18 protein-coding genes and 1 tRNA gene are annotated in these 15708 nt (G+C 65.0%); 8 read left to right on the top strand and 11 right to left on the bottom strand.

The window, feature by feature from the left end:
• The first annotated feature begins 215 nt into the window (after positions 1-215).
• The 3 genes from LAQ58_RS13460 to LAQ58_RS13450 all read left to right on the top strand — a co-directional run bounded on the left by LAQ58_RS13460 (position 216) and on the right by LAQ58_RS13450 (position 3179).
• Positions 216-980 carry an enoyl-CoA hydratase/isomerase family protein gene (locus tag LAQ58_RS13460; protein WP_224447961.1) on the top strand — a complete coding sequence of 255 codons (765 nt, stop codon included), beginning with the start codon at positions 216-218 and terminating at the stop codon, positions 978-980.
• A 58-nt stretch (positions 981-1038) separates the two neighbouring features.
• The gene (locus LAQ58_RS13455) at positions 1039-2745 is read left to right on the top strand and encodes an acetate--CoA ligase (protein ID WP_224447960.1); all 1707 of its coding nucleotides are present in this window, start codon (positions 1039-1041) and stop codon (positions 2743-2745) included.
• A 158-nt stretch (positions 2746-2903) separates the two neighbouring features.
• The gene (locus LAQ58_RS13450; protein WP_224447959.1) at positions 2904-3179 is read left to right on the top strand and encodes a hypothetical protein; all 276 of its coding nucleotides are present in this window, start codon (positions 2904-2906) and stop codon (positions 3177-3179) included.
• 37 nt (positions 3180-3216) lie between these two features.
• Here the strand turns inward: LAQ58_RS13450 and LAQ58_RS13445 are convergent, their stop codons facing one another.
• Positions 3217-4179: an NADPH:quinone reductase gene (locus LAQ58_RS13445; protein ID WP_224447958.1), complete on the bottom strand. Its 963-nt coding sequence runs from the start codon at positions 4177-4179 to the stop codon at positions 3217-3219.
• Positions 4180-4291: 112 nt separating this feature from the next.
• Here LAQ58_RS13445 and LAQ58_RS13440 point away from each other — a divergent pair, with 112 nt between their 5' ends.
• Positions 4292-4936, top strand: coding sequence for a helix-turn-helix domain-containing protein (locus tag LAQ58_RS13440; protein WP_224447957.1), 645 nt, complete (start codon positions 4292-4294; stop codon positions 4934-4936).
• Positions 4937-5063: 127 nt separating this feature from the next.
• Positions 5064-5423 (top strand): group I truncated hemoglobin, encoded by a 360-nt coding sequence (locus LAQ58_RS13435; RefSeq protein WP_224447956.1) that lies wholly within the window; start codon positions 5064-5066, stop codon positions 5421-5423.
• 25 nt (positions 5424-5448) lie between these two features.
• Here LAQ58_RS13435 and LAQ58_RS13430 read toward each other — a convergent pair whose 3' ends face one another.
• Together LAQ58_RS13430 and LAQ58_RS13425 are read right to left on the bottom strand one after the other, a co-directional pair.
• Positions 5449-5784: a Zn-ribbon domain-containing OB-fold protein gene (locus LAQ58_RS13430; RefSeq protein WP_224447955.1), complete on the bottom strand. Its 336-nt coding sequence runs from the start codon at positions 5782-5784 to the stop codon at positions 5449-5451.
• The gene (locus LAQ58_RS13425; protein WP_224447954.1) at positions 5777-6940 is read right to left on the bottom strand and encodes a thiolase domain-containing protein; all 1164 of its coding nucleotides are present in this window, start codon (positions 6938-6940) and stop codon (positions 5777-5779) included. The genes LAQ58_RS13430 and LAQ58_RS13425 overlap by 8 nt, the downstream gene beginning before the upstream one ends.
• A 207-nt stretch (positions 6941-7147) precedes the next feature.
• Between LAQ58_RS13425 and LAQ58_RS13420 the strand changes: the two genes are divergently transcribed.
• Together LAQ58_RS13420 and LAQ58_RS13415 are read left to right on the top strand one after the other, a co-directional pair.
• A complete protein-coding gene (locus tag LAQ58_RS13420) occupies positions 7148-8581 on the top strand; it encodes a short-chain fatty acid transporter (protein ID WP_224447953.1) in 1434 nt (477 codons plus the stop codon).
• 133 nt (positions 8582-8714) lie between these two features.
• A complete protein-coding gene (locus tag LAQ58_RS13415) occupies positions 8715-8945 on the top strand; it encodes a DUF7535 family protein (RefSeq protein ID WP_224447952.1) in 231 nt (76 codons plus the stop codon).
• Positions 8946-8970: 25 nt separating this feature from the next.
• Here the strand turns inward: LAQ58_RS13415 and LAQ58_RS13410 are convergent, their stop codons facing one another.
• The 4 genes from LAQ58_RS13410 to LAQ58_RS13395 form a co-directional block, all read right to left on the bottom strand.
• Positions 8971-9963, bottom strand: coding sequence for an ornithine cyclodeaminase family protein (locus LAQ58_RS13410; protein ID WP_224447951.1), 993 nt, complete (start codon positions 9961-9963; stop codon positions 8971-8973).
• Between the two features lie 224 nt (positions 9964-10187).
• Complete coding sequence (gene thsB / locus LAQ58_RS13405) at positions 10188-11834, bottom strand: thermosome subunit beta (RefSeq protein WP_224450174.1); 1647 nt, start codon at positions 11832-11834, stop codon at positions 10188-10190.
• Between the two features lie 317 nt (positions 11835-12151).
• Entirely contained in the window at positions 12152-12337 is a 186-nt protein-coding gene (locus LAQ58_RS13400; protein ID WP_224447950.1) for a hypothetical protein, read from the bottom strand.
• Positions 12338-12662: 325 nt separating this feature from the next.
• Positions 12663-12743 (bottom strand) — tRNA-Ser (locus tag LAQ58_RS13395).
• 89 nt (positions 12744-12832) lie between these two features.
• Here LAQ58_RS13395 and LAQ58_RS13390 point away from each other — a divergent pair.
• Positions 12833-13072: a PRC-barrel domain containing protein gene (locus LAQ58_RS13390; RefSeq protein WP_224447949.1), complete on the top strand. Its 240-nt coding sequence runs from the start codon at positions 12833-12835 to the stop codon at positions 13070-13072.
• A 9-nt stretch (positions 13073-13081) separates the two neighbouring features.
• On the opposite strand, the gene LAQ58_RS13385 is transcribed toward LAQ58_RS13390, so the two are convergent.
• The 4 genes from LAQ58_RS13385 to LAQ58_RS13370 form a co-directional block, all read right to left on the bottom strand.
• Entirely contained in the window at positions 13082-13282 is a 201-nt protein-coding gene (locus tag LAQ58_RS13385) for a DUF7981 family protein (RefSeq protein WP_224447948.1), read from the bottom strand.
• On the bottom strand, positions 13279-13659 hold the full coding sequence (locus LAQ58_RS13380) for a Rid family detoxifying hydrolase (protein ID WP_224447947.1): 381 nt from the start codon (positions 13657-13659) through the stop codon (positions 13279-13281). Before LAQ58_RS13380 ends, LAQ58_RS13385 begins: the two co-directional genes overlap by 4 nt.
• 50 nt (positions 13660-13709) lie before the next feature.
• On the bottom strand, positions 13710-14921 hold the full coding sequence (gene ilvA, locus LAQ58_RS13375) for a threonine ammonia-lyase (protein WP_224447946.1): 1212 nt from the start codon (positions 14919-14921) through the stop codon (positions 13710-13712).
• Between the two features lie 219 nt (positions 14922-15140).
• Positions 15141-15572: a gamma-glutamylcyclotransferase family protein gene (locus tag LAQ58_RS13370; protein WP_224447945.1), complete on the bottom strand. Its 432-nt coding sequence runs from the start codon at positions 15570-15572 to the stop codon at positions 15141-15143.
• Between the last annotated feature and the right edge of the window lie 136 nt (positions 15573-15708).

Raw genomic sequence — 15708 nt, 5'->3', positions numbered from 1 at the left:
CCGACCGAGAGTACACGGGACGGAGCGAAGTGTCATTCCGAACCCCCTGTAGTGACCGAGACGCGCTCTGTATTCAGCACGCCGAACTCCCACTTTCTGTGTATCCGAACGGTGGAGGTGATTTGACTCGCGGGGGACGACCTCCGAACGACCCACGTCGCCGCCGCGGCTTCCGGACCGCACGAACTATCGACCCTCGTGCGTGTTGTTATCACATGACCGAACACGTTACCTACGAGTTTGCAGACGGCGTGAGCACGATTCGGCTCGATCGACCGGAGAAACTGAACGCGATGACGCTCGAGATGTGGACGGCCGTCGCCGACGGCGTCCGCCGCGCCGACGACGAGGGCGCTCGCGCGATCGTCCTCACTGGGAGCGGGCGGGCGTTCTGCGCGGGCGACGACATCGAGTCGCTCGCCGACATAGAGAACCCCCGGGACGTCCGCGAACTCGCCGATACCGTACTCGGCTGTTTCGGCGCCATCGAGCACTCACCCGTCCCGGTCGTCGCGAAGGCGAACGGCTCCGCCTACGGCGGCGGCTTCGAACTCCTCATCTCGGCGGACCTCACGGTGGTCCCGCGCGACACCGTCTTCGCGCTCCCCGAGACGCGCATCGGCGCGTACCCCTTCTACGGGGCGAAGCGACTCGCCAGACTAATCGGCCGTCAGCGGGCCGCCGATCTCGCACTGACCGGTCGGGAACTCGATGCCGAAGAAGCCGTCGACTGGGGACTGTTCGCCAGAGCCGTCGACGAAAACGACGTCGACGACGCCGTCTCGGACATCGTGTCGGCGCTCAAGCGGTCCTCGCCCGCGTCGCTGGAGACGACGAAGACGTGGCTCAACGCGTCACTACGCTTTTCGGGCGAGGACGAGGCGATGCGAAACGGACTGGGCTACCTCTTCTCGGGACCGGACGCCCGGGAGGGCGCGCTCGCGTTCCTCGAAAATCGCGACCCCGACTTCGCCGAATGAGACCGGAAGCCACCTTGACGCCGAGGTTTATGTCTCCGCGTTCGAATCAGCATGGTATGTGTACTCAAAGCACGACAGGACGACCGCACTCGACCGACCGGCGGAGGCGCCGATGACGACGTACGAGGATCTCCGCGCGTCGTTCTCGTGGGACGACGTGTGGGACGACTTCGACTGGGACGGTCCCGAGCGTTTCAACGTCGCCCACGAGACGGTCTGTCGGCACGTCGGATCCGGCCCGGCCGTCTACTGGGAGGGCGCCGCCGAGGGCGAGCGCGAGACGCTCACCTACGCCGACCTCGACGAGCGGAGCGCGCGCGTGGCGAACGCGCTCGAATCGCTGGGCGTCGACTGCGGCGAACCGGTGGCGACGCTCGTTCCACGGCTCCCGGAACTGTACCCGACGTTTCTGGGTATCTGGCGACGCGGCGCGGTGTACGTTCCGCTGTTCACGGCGTTCGGTCCGAACGCCATCGAGGTCCGCGCGGCCGACGCGGGGGTGAGAACGGTCGTCACGACAAGCAGATATCGTGAAAAGATCGCCGCCGTCGAGGACGAGGTCGGCATCGAGAACGTTGTCGTCATCGACCGCGACGGCGCCGATGTCGACGGTGATGGCGCCTACGACGGCGACCTCGAGTACGAGGCGCTCGTCGGCGACCAACCGACGATGTACGAGACGGCCGAAACCTCGGCCGACGACCTCTGTACGCTGGAGTACACGAGCGGGACGACTGGTCCGCCGAAGGGCTGCGAACTCACCCATCGCGTGCTCGCGGCGCTCTACCCGTACCTCCAGTGCTCGATGGGCCTCGGCGGCGACGAGACTGTGTGGGGCGCGGCCGACCCGGGATGGATGTACGGCCTGCTGACGGCGGGTATCGCCCCCGTCAGCATGGGCGTGCCGAACGTGTTCTACGAGGGCGAGTTCGACCCCGAGGCGTGGTACGCGGTGATGGAACGCTACGACGTGACAAGCCTCGCCACGAGTCCGACGGCGTATCGAGGTTTGGTCGCCGCCGGCGACGCCCACGAGTCGTACGACCTCTCGCTGCGGAAGGGCAACAGCGCGGGCGAACCACTGAATCCGGAGGTGATGCGCTGGTTCGACGAGGAACTCAGCGTGACAGTGTACGACCACTACGGCGTCACAGAGTGCGGGATGGTCGCCGGCAACCACCACGCCTGCGAGATGGACGTCAAGCCGGGGAGCATGGGTCGGCCGCTTCCGGGGTTCGACGTGCGAGTCGTCGATCCCGAGACGGGCGCGGAGATCGAGGCGGACGAAGTCGGCGAACTCGCGGTCGCCCGGGGCGAGGCGACCTACTTCGGCGGCTACTGGAACGAACCGGAGAAGACCGCCGAGGCATGGGTCGAAAGCGGGGGAGAAGAGCTGTTTCTGACGGGCGACGCCGCCGAGCGCGACGCCGACGACTACCTCTGGTTCGTCGGCCGCGCCGACGACGTCATCCTCTCGTCGGGTTACCGTATCGGCCCGTTCGAGGTCGAGAGCACGCTGCTCGAACACGAGGCGGTCGCGGAGGCGGCCGTCGTCGGCGTCCCCGACGAGACCCGCGGCGAACTCGTGAAGGCGTACGTCGTCACGACCGAGGGGTTCGACCACGACGACGAACTGGCCGCCTCGATCCGCGAGTTCGTCCGCCAACGACTCGCCAAACACGCCTATCCCAGAGAGATCGAGTTCATCGACGAACTCCCGAAAACGTCGAGCGGGAAGATTCGACGCGTCGAACTCCGTGAGTAGTCGATCCCCGAGTCCCCGAATCTCGGCGTTCTCTGCTGTCTCTGCGTCGCTCTGGTGAAGCAACGCTCAATGGCTCACCCGACGTACTCCTCCTATGAGTCACGTTTCCGAGTCCGCTCTCGCCGTGGATTGCAAAGCCGGTAGGCGGGGCTGAGCCGATGCCGGGTTTCTTCGACCCCGGACACGGCTTTCTGTCGTCACTCGACGAGATGACGGTCATGCTCGTCGCTATCGTCCTGTTCGCCGTCGCCGGCGGGCTCGCGGAGTACTTCGGCGATGCGAGAGGCGGGACGGTCGTCGGCACGCTCGTCGGCTATCTCGTCGTCCTCGTCTACTGGGCACCACCGGTGTTCGCGAACGAGTGGCACTACGCGCTCGTCGCCGCACTGCCCGTCGTCGCGGTCGTCTACCTCTACCGAGACCGACGCCGATGAACACGGGAGTAACCGACTGAACGGCAGTTCCTCCGGCTCAGGGAACGATGACCAGCTTCCCGAGGAAACTCTCTTCGCGCACCCGCCGGTGAGCCTCTGCCACCTCGTCGAAGCCGTACTCTCCGGCGACTTCGACCTCGAGGAGGCCGTCGGCCAGGAGTCTGTCCACGCGCTCCAGCGGGTCGGCGAGTTGCGGCGCGTTGTACATGCTCATGAGGTGGAACTGCAGTTCCTTCCCGCCGGCGGCGGGGACGTTCGTGAACCCGGCTTCCAGATGCCGATTGCGAAAGAGGACGATGCGGGCGTACGGCGCGGCCACGTCACAGTCGAACTGGAGGTAGCGTTCGAGCATGTGATCGACGACGACGTTCGGGCCGCCGTCGGTCGCCTCGACGACCGCCGAGTCGAGGTCGTCGCGGCCGTAGTCGAGCACTGTCCGCGCGCCGAGGTCCACCAAGGCGTCGTGATACTGCTCGCTCGCTGTCGTCACGACGCGAGCGCCCGACGCGGCGGCAATTTGTACCGCCGCGTGACCGACGCCGCCGCTACCGCCGTGAACGAGACAGTATTCGGCCGGTTCGAGTTCCGCGTGATCGACGACGGCGCGCCACGCCGTGACGGTTGCGACACCCGCCGCGCCTGCCTCGACGAACGAGACGCCGTCGGAGAGGTTCGCGACGCGGTCAGTCGGCACGGTCACGTACTCGGCCGCACTTCCGTAGCGATCGTTACCCAACCCGGTGCCGAACACGCGGTCGCCGACGTCGAACTCGGTGACGCCCGCACCCAGCTCGTCGACGACGCCCGCGAAGTCGACGCCGGGGACCATCGGGAGCGTGAACGGTTGGTACGACCCGTCGCGGAAGTACGTGTCGACGGGGTTGACGCCGGCCGCCTTCAGTTCGATTCGAATCTCGCCCTCGTTCGGAACCGGTTTCGCCACCTCGTCGACGCGCAGTACGTCCGGGTCGCCGTGTTCGTGGTATCTAATCGCACGCATACTTGGTGTCACAATCCGTCGCAGGGGTAAAGTCTCACTCCCGGCACGGGGGAGATCGCGCACCTCGTTTCGCGCCCGACTTATACGACGCGACCGTTCCGTCGACTATTCGATGAACTCCGGAATCTACGCGCAGCTGTCGGTGAGCGACGTCGAAGGATGCCCCGCCGCCGCCATCAGCGAGGAGTTCGAGGTAGAGTCGGTCGTCGCCGAGCGCCGAACCGCGTCCGCGGGCGGCGGCGTCGTCGGCGAGGTCACGCTCGAACACGCCTCTGACGCTGCGCCCGACCCCGAAGCGGCCGAGCGCGTGTTCACCGACGACGCGCAGTCGGTGTACCGGTTCGCGAACGAGGGGGAAGACTGCCCGTGCAGACGCGTCCCCGACCACGGCTGTCCGGTTCGTGAGATACGCGCGACAGGGGGGTCGCTCGTGCTGTCGTTCGTCGCCCCCGACGTGGAGACGCTACGGTCGATAGTCGCCGACCTCCAATCCTGCTGCGCCGCGGTCAGCGTTCGACGACTGACTCGCTCGACGCCGGACGAGGGACGGACGCTCCTGTTCGTGAATCGGAGTGCCTTCACCGACCGCCAGTACGAGGTTCTCCGGACCGCCCACGAGATGGGCTACTTCGCACACCCCAAGCGAGCGGACTCCGCCGACGTCGCGGCCGCGCTCGACATCTCGGTGGCGACGTTCAGCGAACATCTCTCCGTAGCCCAGCGAAAACTCCTTGACCAACTCTTCGCCGTCGCGTAATCCGTCTTCACCGTCTCGTAATCCAACGCATATTTTCGTGCAACACGTTAGCACATTATATAAATAACCCCGAGTATCTTCGCGAGAACTCGTATCCCGCCGGTGGACCAAGCGTCGCTTGCATTCGATGTCCCAATCAGTTTACCGCGAAATCGGCGGGCTGGAAGCGGTCGAGAGCGTCGTGGACGACTTCTACGACCGGGTCCTCTCCGACGACCGACTCGTCGGCTACTTCGAGGGGATGGAGATGGAGAGCCTCCGGGCGCACCAGGTACAGTTCATCAGTTCCGTCGCCGGCGGCCCCGTCGAGTACTCCGGCGCCGACATGCGCGAGGCGCACGCCCACCTCGATATCGACGAGGAGGCGTTCGACACCGTCGGAACGTATCTCGAACAGGCGCTGCGCGATAACGGCGTCGCCGACGACAACGTGGAGGCCATCATGGCGCAGGTGGTCGAGCTGAAAGACCCCGTTATCGGACGGTAACGCCGTCTCGCAAAGCCGGGGGGACTCAGACCGCTCGAAAGTAGAAGACGCCGTTGCGCCGCTCGACGAACTCGACGGGGTCGTCGGGACCGAGTCCGGGGTTCTCCTCGATACGGGCGGTCACCCTGACCGACTCGGCGCCGCCGACGTCGACGACGGCCACCTCGAACGGCTCCTCCCCCTGCTGGTCGGAGCCTGGTATTCTGATCGTCGTCCGCGCGTACACCGTCCCCTCGCCGGAGAGCGGCGCGTCCTCGAACGCCTCGGACCCGCACTGGCGGCAGACGTGAGCGCCGTGACCGTAGCGCAGGCCGCAGTCGGCGCACCGCTGCGCCGGAAACGACGGCGGCGACTCAGACATGCGACGGCCCTCCGAGGACGGTCACGGTGCTCACCGCGCCGCTCCCGCCGAGGTTGTGCGCGACGCCGACCTCGGCCCCCTCGACTTGGTTTTCGTGCTCGCCGAGCAACTGCAGACACACCTCGTAAACCTGGCCGATGCCGGTCGCGCCGACCGGGTGACCCTTCGCGAGCAGTCCGCCGCTCGGATTGATGGGGAGTTCGCCGTCGACGGCGGTTCGTCCCTCCGCGACGGCCGCCGCGCCCTCGCCCTTCTCGAAGAAGCCGAGGTCCTCGGAGTCGCCGATTTCGGCGGCCGAGAAGCAGTCGTGGAGTTCGACGACGTCGACCTCGGAGGGCGAGATGCCTGCCTCGCCGTACGCCTCCTCGGCGGCGAGCGACGTGGCTTCGAGCGTCGTCAGGTCGTCGTAGCGGTAGGCGGCGCTTCGACCCGTCGCGTGACCGCTCCCGAGCACCGGAATCGGCGCGTTCGTGAACGACTGGGCGACGTCAGCCGACGCGAGAACCACCGCGGCGCCGCCGTCGGCGGCGGGGCAGCAGTCGTAGAGGCGGAGCGGGTCCGCGACGAGGCGCGAGTCGACCACGTCCTCGACGGTCACCGGCGACCGGAACCGAGCGCGGGGATTCGACACGCCGTTTCGTCGGTTCTTCACCGAAACCGCCGCGACCTGCTCGCGGGTCGCGCCGTACTCGTGCATGTAACGGTTGAGCACGAGACCGTAGAAGCCCGGAAACGTCAGCCCCGTCGCCCCGTCGGTGTCGTGGTCGGCGGCGCTGCCGAGCGCGCGGGTGAACTCCGGCGTTTCGGCGTTCGTCATCCGCTCGACGCCGGCGACGACGACAACGTCGTGGACGCCGGTTCGAATCGCCTGGTACGCCTGTCTGAACGCAATGCCCGAACTCGCACACGCGCCCTCCGTCTTCATCGTCGGAACGCCGACGAGGCCGACGCTGTCGGCGACGAGCGGCGCGAGCGTCTCCTGCCCCTCCAACATGCCGGCGACGAAGTTCCCGAGGTAGAGCGCGTCGACGTCCTCTCTGTCGACATCGCAGGACCGAAGCGCCCGAGCGACCGCCGTGATTCCCAGTTCTTTGATTCCCTCGTCGAGGACGCCGAACTCGGTCGTCCCCATGCCAACTATGCACACATCTTTCATTGTCGTTGCGTCCGTGCGCTCGATGCTTAAGCGTCACGTCGACGGACGTGCGGCTCTCGAAGGCGCTCGTTCGCGCTGTGGGGAGTGACGTAGCGGCAAACGAGGGCGGATCTATCAAATTTCCACATTGTCTCAATTTTCTGTCGGGTGTGATGAGATAGCATGCCAAATTATTATATATCAATTATTCATTCGGGACTGTAGCGTATGGCTATTACAGACCCGATCAAGCGACTCGGTGAATGGTTCGCAGATATCGCCATGGAGTACGTCCCGGATCCGTACGTCCTCGTCATCTTCCTCACGTTCATCGCAGCGGTCGGTGCGTTGCTGGTCGGCACGTCACCGACGGGTGTGATGGACGCGTGGTTCGGCGGCGTCTGGACGCTGCTCGTCTTCATGGCCCAGTTCTCTCTGACGCTGATGGTCGGCGACGCCATCGCGAAGTCACCGGCGGTGTCTCGACTGCTTCGACGAATCGCCGGACTACCGAACTCACAGTTTTCGGCTGTCGCGCTGACGTCGTTCGTCGCGATGGTCGCCGGCCTCATCTCGTGGGCTATCGGCCTGATCGTCGGCGCGGTCATCGCCCGTCAGGTCGCGTTCCGCGGCAAGGAAAACGGACTCAAACTGCACTACCCGCTTCTCATCGCCGCGGGCTACACGGCGCTGATGATCTGGCACTCCGGCATCACCACGTCCAGCGGCCTCATTATGGCCGACCCCGCTGCGATTCCGTCGACGTTCCCTGAGTACGCACAGGAGGGTATCCCGCTGGGTGACACCATCGGAAGCATGGTCAACATCGTCACCGTCGTGCTGTTGCTCGCCGTCATCCCAGTCGTGATGGGGAGTCTCCATCCGAACAGGAAGGAGGGGATTACCGAACTCCCGGACAGCGTTTACGACGAGATTTCGACCGGACTGGAGACGAAAGGGGACGACACCTCGGGTCCCGGCGTCACGACCGACGGCGGCGTCGCCACCGCGCGGACGACGCTAGCGGACCGACTCAACCACTCGCGGATACTCGGGCTGATAATCGCGATTTTCCCGGCGTACTACTTCATCACGGACGTCGTCCAGAGCGGACTCGGGGCAGTGAACCTCAACACCATCAACGCGTTCTTCATCTTCTGTGCCATCGTCCTCTGGGTGACGCCGAAGCGTATCGTCAACCAGATGGACGACAGCGTGAAGAACGTCGCCGGCATCCTCTTCCAGTTCCCGTTCTACGCAGGTATCGCCGGACTGCTCACCGGGACGGCGCTCGCCGCAGTCATTTCGGGGTTCTTCGCCGACATCGCGACGCCGCTGACCTGGCCGGTGCTCGGTCTCATCAGCGCGGGTATTGTCAACGTGTTCGTCCCCTCCGGCGGCGGCCAGTGGGTCGCGCAGGGACCGATTCTCCTCGAGACGACTCGGGAACTGGGGATGCCGCTGTACACCGCCGTCGTCATCGAGATGATGGGCGACCAACTGACGAACATGATTCAGCCGTTCTGGGCCGTTCCGGCGCTGGCGCTGGCGAAACTGCGCGCCCGCGACATCCTCGGCTACACCACCGTCGCGATGGTCGCCGGGTTCGTCATCATGGCTATCACGATGACGCTGTTCCTCGGGATGGGAATCGGCGCCTAACCGCCGCGCGGACGCGGTTTCGTTTTCTCTGCCACTGATCTCACTCGACGCTCGTTTTCGAATGCGGTCAGTCGCGCGGGACCGACCCGTCGGCCGACCAACGCTTAATCTGCAGGACGACGTACGTTCTCCCATGAGTTCCGACGACGAGCCAGGGTTGGTGACGAAAACGTACCGGACGGTGACGCCGCGTTACGCGAGCCATCCGGACAACGAGATGAACCTCATCGGCATCACCTACGCGTTGCTGCTGCTGATTCTCATCGTCCCGCTGCTCCCGTTCATGGTTGTCGTCTGGGTGCTCACTCGCGTGTTCGAGCGCATCGGACGGCGCGATGGGAGCGAGGAAACGGACGCAGAGTAGCGCGGCGACGCCGTTCCGCTGACGCTTACGCGTCGAGACCGAGCAGGTCGAACGGGTAGCCGTTGTCGTTCTCGTCGGCGTGCTCGTAGACCACGTGCGCGGCGGCGACGTCCTGAATCGCCAGCCCGGTCGAGTCGAAGACTGTGATGCCGTCGTCGGCTGTGCGGCCCTCCTTCTTCCCGACGACGATCTCGCCGATCTGGCCGTAGATGTCGTCGTCGCCGAGGACGCCCGCGTTGTACGGGACGTTGATCTCGCCGGAGTGGGTCGTCTGGTCGTAGTCGTCGATAACGAGTTTGGCGTCGAGAAGCACCTCGTCGGCGAGTTCGTGTTTGCCCTCGGCGTCGGCGCCCATCGCGTTGATGTGTGTGTGGTCGCCGACGGCCTCGCGGGGGACGATGGGCGACTCGACGGGCGTCACCGTCGAGAGCACGTCGCAGGACGCGGCCTCCTCGATGCTGCCCGCGCGGATGTCGAACTCGTCCTCGAAGGTGTCGACGAAGCGCGCGACGCGCTCTTCGTCCAAATCCGAAATGACGACTTCCTCGATAGGTCTAATCTGGGAGATAGCGCGCAGTTGCGTGTAGGACTGGACGCCCGCCCCGACGATACCCATCGAGGTGGCGTCCTCGACGGCGAGGTGGTCGGTGGCGACGGCGGCGGCCGCGCCGGTGCGCTGCATCGTCAGTTCGGTACCGTCCATGATGGCGAGGGGAAACGCCGTCTCGGGGTCCGAGTAGATCATCGTCCCCATCACCGTCGGCAGGTCGTGGTCGTCGGGGTTGTCGGTGTGGACGTTCACCCACTTGATGCCCGCGGCGTCCCAGTCAGCGGCCTCCAAGTACGCGGGCATCGACCGGAAGTCGCCGTTGTACTGCGGCAGGTCGATGTACGACTTCGGAGGCATCTGCGCGTCGCCGCGCTCGTAGGCGGCGAAGGCGTCCTCGATTGCCCGAATGAGTTCCGGCATCCGGGCGTTGTGGTGTACGTCCTCGCTGTTGAGGAGCAGCGTCTTCATGCTCGCAAATTTTGCGGAGGGCGTATTTAGTTACTGCTAAGCTTCGACGGGGTTAGTCGGACCTACGAGTGTCGTTCGTCAGTCGTTCCGCTCACTTGCCGCTAGCGCTGTATCTGCGGGTGAGTGCTGCGGCTACTCCGTGTAGCCGTCTGTAAAAATTCGGGAGTCGGTCGAACGCCGATGCGGGCGGGAGTCGGTTGGGGGTAGTAGGTCGTGGCCGGCTTCTACATCGCGCCGCCCATACCGCCCATGCCGCCCATGCCGCCCATGCCACCCATGCCGCCGGGTGCGCCGCCTTCCTCGTCGTCGTTGCCGCCGGTCGAGAGGTCGCCCGCGGCGATGATGTCGTCTATCTTGAGCACGAGGTTCGCGGCCTCGGTGGCGGAGGAGAGCGCCTGCTCTTTGGCGTGCGCGGGTTCGACGATGCCCGCCTCGAACGTGTCCTCGACGTCGCCCGTGAAGGCGTTCAGGCCGGCGAGCACGTCGCCGTCCTCGTGGGCCGCACGGAGGTCGACGAGCGTGTCGATGGAGTCGAGACCGGCGTTCTCCGCGAGGACGCGCGGGACGAGTTCGAGCGCGTCGGCGAACGCCTCGACGGCGAGCTGCTCGCGGCCGGAGACGGAGTCGGCGTAGTCGCGGAGTCGGGAGGCAAGTTCGACCTCGATGGCGCCGCCGCCTGCGAGCACGCGGCCGTCGGAGACGGTCGTCGCAACGACGTCGAGCGCGTCCTTGATGCCCCGTTCGAGTTCGTCGACGACGTGGTCGGTGGAGCCGCGGAGCAGGAGCGTGACTCCGTGGGCGTCCTCACCCTCGACGTAGAACAGCTCGTCCTCCTCGTCGCGGCGGACCGAGCCGAAGCCGAGTTCGCTCTCGCCGATGTCGTCAAGATCGGTGACGACGCTGCCGCCGACGACGTTCTTCAGGAACTCGATGTCGGACTTCTTCGTCCGGCGAATCGCGAGCACGCCCTGTTTCGCGAGGTAGTGCTGGGCGAGGTCGTCGATGCCCTTCTGGCAGAAGACGACGTCCGCGCCGGAGTCGACGATCTGGTCAACCTTCTTTTTCAGCTGTTCCTCTTCCTGGTCGAGGAACTTCTGGAGCTGGTCGGGGCTGTCGATGGAAACCTGCGTGTCGACGCCCGCCTCTTCGACTTCGATGGCCTCGTTGAGCAGCAGGATGTTCGCCTCGTCGAACTCGACGGGCATGTCGTCGTGAACGGGGTCTTTGTTGATGACCGCGCCGCGGAGCAGTTCGGACTCACCCGCCGAACGACCCGTCTGCGTCTCGATCTTGACGTTCTCCATGTCGACGACGTGCGAGCCGTCGTCGGCCTCGACGGTGACCTGCTGGACCGCGCCGACGACGAGGTTTGCGAGCACTTCTTTGTTGAGTTCGGCGCCCTTGCCCGTCATCGAGGTCTCGGCGACCTTCTTCAGCAGGTCCTCGTCGTCGGGGTCGACCTGCGTCGCGATGTTGTCGACTTCCTCGCGCGCTTTCTCGCTGGCGAGGTTGTAGCCTTTGATGACCGCCGTCGGGTGGATGTCCTGTTCGAGGAGGTCCTCGGCGTTCTTGAGCAGTTCGCCCGCGATAGCGACGGCCGTTGTCGTGCCGTCACCGGCTTCGTCCTCCTGGGTCTCGGCGACCTCGATAATCATCTCGGCCGTCGGGTTGTCGATGTCCATCTCCTTGAGGATGGTGACGCCGTCGTTCGTAACGGTGACGTCGCCCATCGAGTCGACGAGCATCTTGTCCATCCCTTTCGGCCCGAGCGTGGAGCGGACGGCCTCCGCTACCGCGCGGGCGGCGCGAATGTTGTACGCCTGCGCGTCGCGGTCCTTGACGCGCTGGGAATCCTCTCCGAGAATGATCATCGGCTGGCCCTGTTGCATTCGCTGGCTCATAGTCTATCCCGAGATTGTTTGTGATTCTATAAAAATGTTTCGAATACGAGGTAACACGAGCCACGAGACGAACAAGCACGGATGTCGCAAAAACACCCGGACTGAACCTCCTCAGTCGAAGGTGCTGTCCGGAATCACCGCGGAGCACAGATCGCCGTCTACGTCGCGAAACACGCGGTTTATATACGTAACTCGGCCGCTGTGGGGTCGCCCTCGTATCAACTCTGCACAGACGCACAGCTCGGACGTCGAATCTCCCAAAAAATGCGCGCCGCAGCGGAGTTCGGCTACTGCTCTCGGCCGTTCAACGCGTAGAGGTTGAGAACGTCATCGTCGAGGTCCTCCACGTCGTCGTATATCTCCGGTTCGTCGTCCACGTCAAGCGTCCGTACCTCCCGACGAGCGAGGTGGTGCTCCAGCTGTGCACGCTTGTTTCTGCCCTTCCTCTCGCGGCCGCTTTTCGTGTCAGGCATTTCGTGTTTGGGAATGTCTGCCACCCCTATCAATCTTTCTCCGATTTCGCTGTCGTGTCATTGCTTCCGCCATTGTCTGCAAAGTTGGAGTCGCTCTCGTGTCTCTCGTCTCTCTCGTCCACCGCTCCGCGTCATGACAGGACGCGACGCTCAGGAGTGTTGTGCTCCAAGAACGCCAGGACAGGGATTTGAACGACACGAGACGGTCGCTCGCTTCGCTCGCGCTGCGACTTGCTGGCTCAAATCCCTGCGGCGGGCCGTTTGCGACTCGCGGTGTTCGCTCGAACACGCTACGCGGTACTCGCTGGGTTGCTCGTCGTAAAAACGCCAGGACAGGGATTTGAACCCTGGATCCCAGAGGGAACACGCTTTCCAGGCGTGCGCCTTACCACTCGGCCATCCTGGCTCGCACCGAGTTTTGGCCCGTGTCTCGTTTAAACCCTTCCTTTCGCACCGCCCGACAGCACTACGGTACTACGGCCCGAACCTCCGACGATGGCAACGCTCACTTCCGAAGACGAGGGGAAAGTGCTGGTCGATGCCGCAGGCGAGAAACTCGGTCTCGTGAAAACCGTCGAACGAAACGTCGCCTACGTCGACCCGGAACCGGGAATCACCGACGCGATCATGGCGGTCTTCGGCCGCGAGGACGCCGATTCCGACGACTTGGCGGTCGACGGCGAGTTCGTCGAGACGGTGAGCGAAGGCGAGATTCGCCTCCGAGAGGTCGTCTGACTCGACCGGCTACCGCCGCGCGAGTAGCCGCGGTTCTGCGACGTACGAGACACCCGCAGCGACTGCGCCGACGACGAGCGCGATGCCGACTCGCGCGAGAAAGCTGGCGGGGAGTCCCTCGACGAGCAGGTCGTACCCCTGCGCGAGCACGAGGAAGGCGAACACGCCGACAAGCCCCCACAGGAGGCTCGATTTGACGCGCCGGTTCACTCCAGCGACGCGATGGCCTCGATTTCGACGCCGACGCCTTTCGGGAGGTTCGCGACCTCGACGGCGCTGCGCGCCGGCGGCTCCTCGTCGAAGTACGTCGCGTACGTCTCGTTCATCTCCTCGAAGTCGTCGATGTCGCCGAGGAACACGGTCATCTTTAGCACGTCGCTGGCGTCGGCGTCCTCAGAGGCGAGAATCGCCATTACGTTGTCGAGCGCCTGCTCGGTCTGCGTCGCGATGTCGGCGTCGCCCAGCAGTTCGCCGTCGGGCGTCAGCGGAATCTGGCCCGCGGTGAAGAGGATGGAACCGTCGGTCGTCGCCTGACTGTACGCGCCGACTGCCGCGGGCGCGTCGTCCGTGCTGATGATGCGCTTCATGATCGGGGCGTCGCGCGGCGGCGACTTAATACGCGGGGACCTTCCTCGACTCAGACGAGTACTTCGACTTCGTAGCCGCGTTCGCGAATCTCGGCGAGTAACGCCTCGACGTGCTCGGGTCCGCGCATCTCCAGATCGAGTTCCACCTCAGTGTCGCTCATCCCGATGTCGCGGGACGTTCGGTCGTGGCGGATGGCGTAGATGTTCGCCTGCTGCTCGGCGACGATGTGGATGAGATCCTCCAGCGCGCCCGGTCGATCCTTGAGCACCGTCCGGATCTTGAGGTAGCGGCCGGTTTCGACCAGTCCGCGAAGAATGACCGTCGTGAGCGTGTTGAGGTCGATGTTGCCGCCGCAGAGCGCCGGGACGATGGTCTCGCCTTCCTCGTAGTCGAACGTGTCCGAGAGCAGCGCCGCCAGAGCCACCGCACCCGCGCCCTCGACGAGCGTCTTGCTCCGTTCGAGCAGGTACATCAGCGCGACGGCTATCTCCTCGTCGGAGACGGTGACCACCTCGTCGACCCGCTCGCGGATGACCTCGAACGGCGCCGTCCCGACGTTGCGCGTCGCGATACCGTCGGCGATGGTGTCGACGCTGTCCAACTGGTGTATCTCGCCTTTCTGCAGCGAGTCGGTGACGCTCGACGCACCCTCGGACTCGACGCCGATGACGCGTGCGTCGGGCTTCTTGGCCTTTATCGCCGTGGCGATGCCGGAGATGAGGCCGCCGCCGCCGATGGGGACGACGACGGTATCGAGGTTCGGGCAGTCCTCGACGATTTCGAGACCGATGGTCCCCTGTCCGGCCATCACGTACTCGTCGTCGAACGCGTGGACGTACGTTCGGTTCTCGGCCGCCTCTATCTCGCGGGCCTTCGATTGCGCGTCGTTGTAGTCGACGCCCGAGAGCACCACGTCGCCGCCGTAGCGCTCGGTCGCTTTCACCTTCGAGATGGGCGCGTACTCCGGCATCACGATGGTCGACTCGACGCCCGCACGCGTGGCCGCGAGCGCGACGCCCTGCGCGTGGTTGCCGGCGCTGGCGGTGACGACCCCGGCCGCTTTTTCCTCGTCTGAGAGCGTCACGATGCGGTTCGTCGCGCCGCGGATCTTGAACGACCCCGTGCGCTGGAAGTTCTCCAGTTTCAGATGCACGTCCGCGCCGGTCATATCCGAAAACGTGTGCGAGTACTCCAGCGGCGTGTGGCGGGCGACTTCGTTCACCCGCTCGCGGGCCGCCAGAACGTCCGACAGAGAGAGCATACCCGAGATACCTGTCGGTGGTTGTTAATCGTTTATCCTTAGGGGAAAGGGGAATGCACGCGTGACGTGCAACTTCGGCTATGTGGTGGGTGTATATAAACGTCAGGCACGCGCGGTGAAAGTGAAAGTGCAAGACTGCGTCGACCTCGACCGCCCGTCAGACACCCGTCGGCCACCCGTCTGTCGGGCGTAACTGTAGCATAAATAACATTTCATCGGTCACTCCAGTTCGTTGACTTTCACGTCGTGTTCCTCGACGTACCGGCGGACCCGCGCGTCGAGGGGTCCCTCGCCCGGCCACGATATCGGCTCCTCGGTGTCGAGGCGCTCGGGGTCGCCGACGTACACCGCCACGTCCCCGGAGTGTTCCCCGTTTCGGCTGTCGTCCAGACTGTTCTCGTCGGTCGAGATCCGCGGAACCGCGACGCGGACGTACAGTCCGGCGTCGACGCCCTCGTAACGGTCGAGCGCCTCCACGTCGTCGGTCCGCAGCAGTCGGCCCGCCACCTCGCCGCCCGGCGCGAGCGTCGGGTAGCGCCCCGAGACGGGGTGGAGACCAGAGAGTCGGGCGGGACCGACGAAGACGTACGAGTCGACGAGTTCGGCGACGCGCTCGGGGTCGGTGAGCGTTCCGTAGACGAAGACGTCCATACGACCGACAGTACCGGCAGTCACTTCCCCCTTCGGGGAGCGTAACACCGGTTACTTCCTCTCGCCGGTATGCGCGGAGACGACGAGGGCCGACCGTGAGCTTGTGGCCGCGACTCCGGCGGGTCTGGCGGCGGGT

The organism is Haloprofundus salilacus, assembly GCF_020150815.1.
Taxonomy (GTDB): domain Archaea; phylum Halobacteriota; class Halobacteria; order Halobacteriales; family Haloferacaceae; genus Haloprofundus; species Haloprofundus salilacus.
This window is presented reverse-complemented; position numbering and strand designations above follow the sequence as displayed.

Bases quoted from the DNA above. Each gene is read 5' to 3' on its own strand.
- LAQ58_RS13450 (WP_224447959.1), top strand. From the start codon at position 2,904: ATGCCGGGTTTCTTCGACCCCGGACACGGCTTTCTGTCGTCACTCGAC.
- LAQ58_RS13415 (WP_224447952.1), top strand. From the start codon at position 8,715: ATGAGTTCCGACGACGAGCCAGGGTTGGTGACGAAAACGTACCGGACG.
- LAQ58_RS13400 (WP_224447950.1), bottom strand. From the start codon at position 12,337: ATGCCTGACACGAAAAGCGGCCGCGAGAGGAAGGGCAGAAACAAGCGT.
- LAQ58_RS13425 (WP_224447954.1), bottom strand. From the start codon at position 6,940: ATGAAAGATGTGTGCATAGTTGGCATGGGGACGACCGAGTTCGGCGTC.
- LAQ58_RS13435 (WP_224447956.1), top strand. From the start codon at position 5,064: ATGTCCCAATCAGTTTACCGCGAAATCGGCGGGCTGGAAGCGGTCGAG.
- thsB (WP_224450174.1), bottom strand. From the start codon at position 11,834: ATGATCATTCTCGGAGAGGATTCCCAGCGCGTCAAGGACCGCGACGCG.
- LAQ58_RS13460 (WP_224447961.1), top strand. From the start codon at position 216: ATGACCGAACACGTTACCTACGAGTTTGCAGACGGCGTGAGCACGATT.
- LAQ58_RS13410 (WP_224447951.1), bottom strand. From the start codon at position 9,963: ATGAAGACGCTGCTCCTCAACAGCGAGGACGTACACCACAACGCCCGG.
- ilvA (WP_224447946.1), bottom strand. From the start codon at position 14,921: ATGCTCTCTCTGTCGGACGTTCTGGCGGCCCGCGAGCGGGTGAACGAA.
- LAQ58_RS13370 (WP_224447945.1), bottom strand. From the start codon at position 15,572: ATGGACGTCTTCGTCTACGGAACGCTCACCGACCCCGAGCGCGTCGCC.
- LAQ58_RS13430 (WP_224447955.1), bottom strand. From the start codon at position 5,784: ATGTCTGAGTCGCCGCCGTCGTTTCCGGCGCAGCGGTGCGCCGACTGC.
- LAQ58_RS13420 (WP_224447953.1), top strand. From the start codon at position 7,148: ATGGCTATTACAGACCCGATCAAGCGACTCGGTGAATGGTTCGCAGAT.
- LAQ58_RS13440 (WP_224447957.1), top strand. From the start codon at position 4,292: ATGAACTCCGGAATCTACGCGCAGCTGTCGGTGAGCGACGTCGAAGGA.
- LAQ58_RS13380 (WP_224447947.1), bottom strand. From the start codon at position 13,659: ATGAAGCGCATCATCAGCACGGACGACGCGCCCGCGGCAGTCGGCGCG.
- LAQ58_RS13445 (WP_224447958.1), bottom strand. From the start codon at position 4,179: ATGCGTGCGATTAGATACCACGAACACGGCGACCCGGACGTACTGCGC.
- LAQ58_RS13390 (WP_224447949.1), top strand. From the start codon at position 12,833: ATGGCAACGCTCACTTCCGAAGACGAGGGGAAAGTGCTGGTCGATGCC.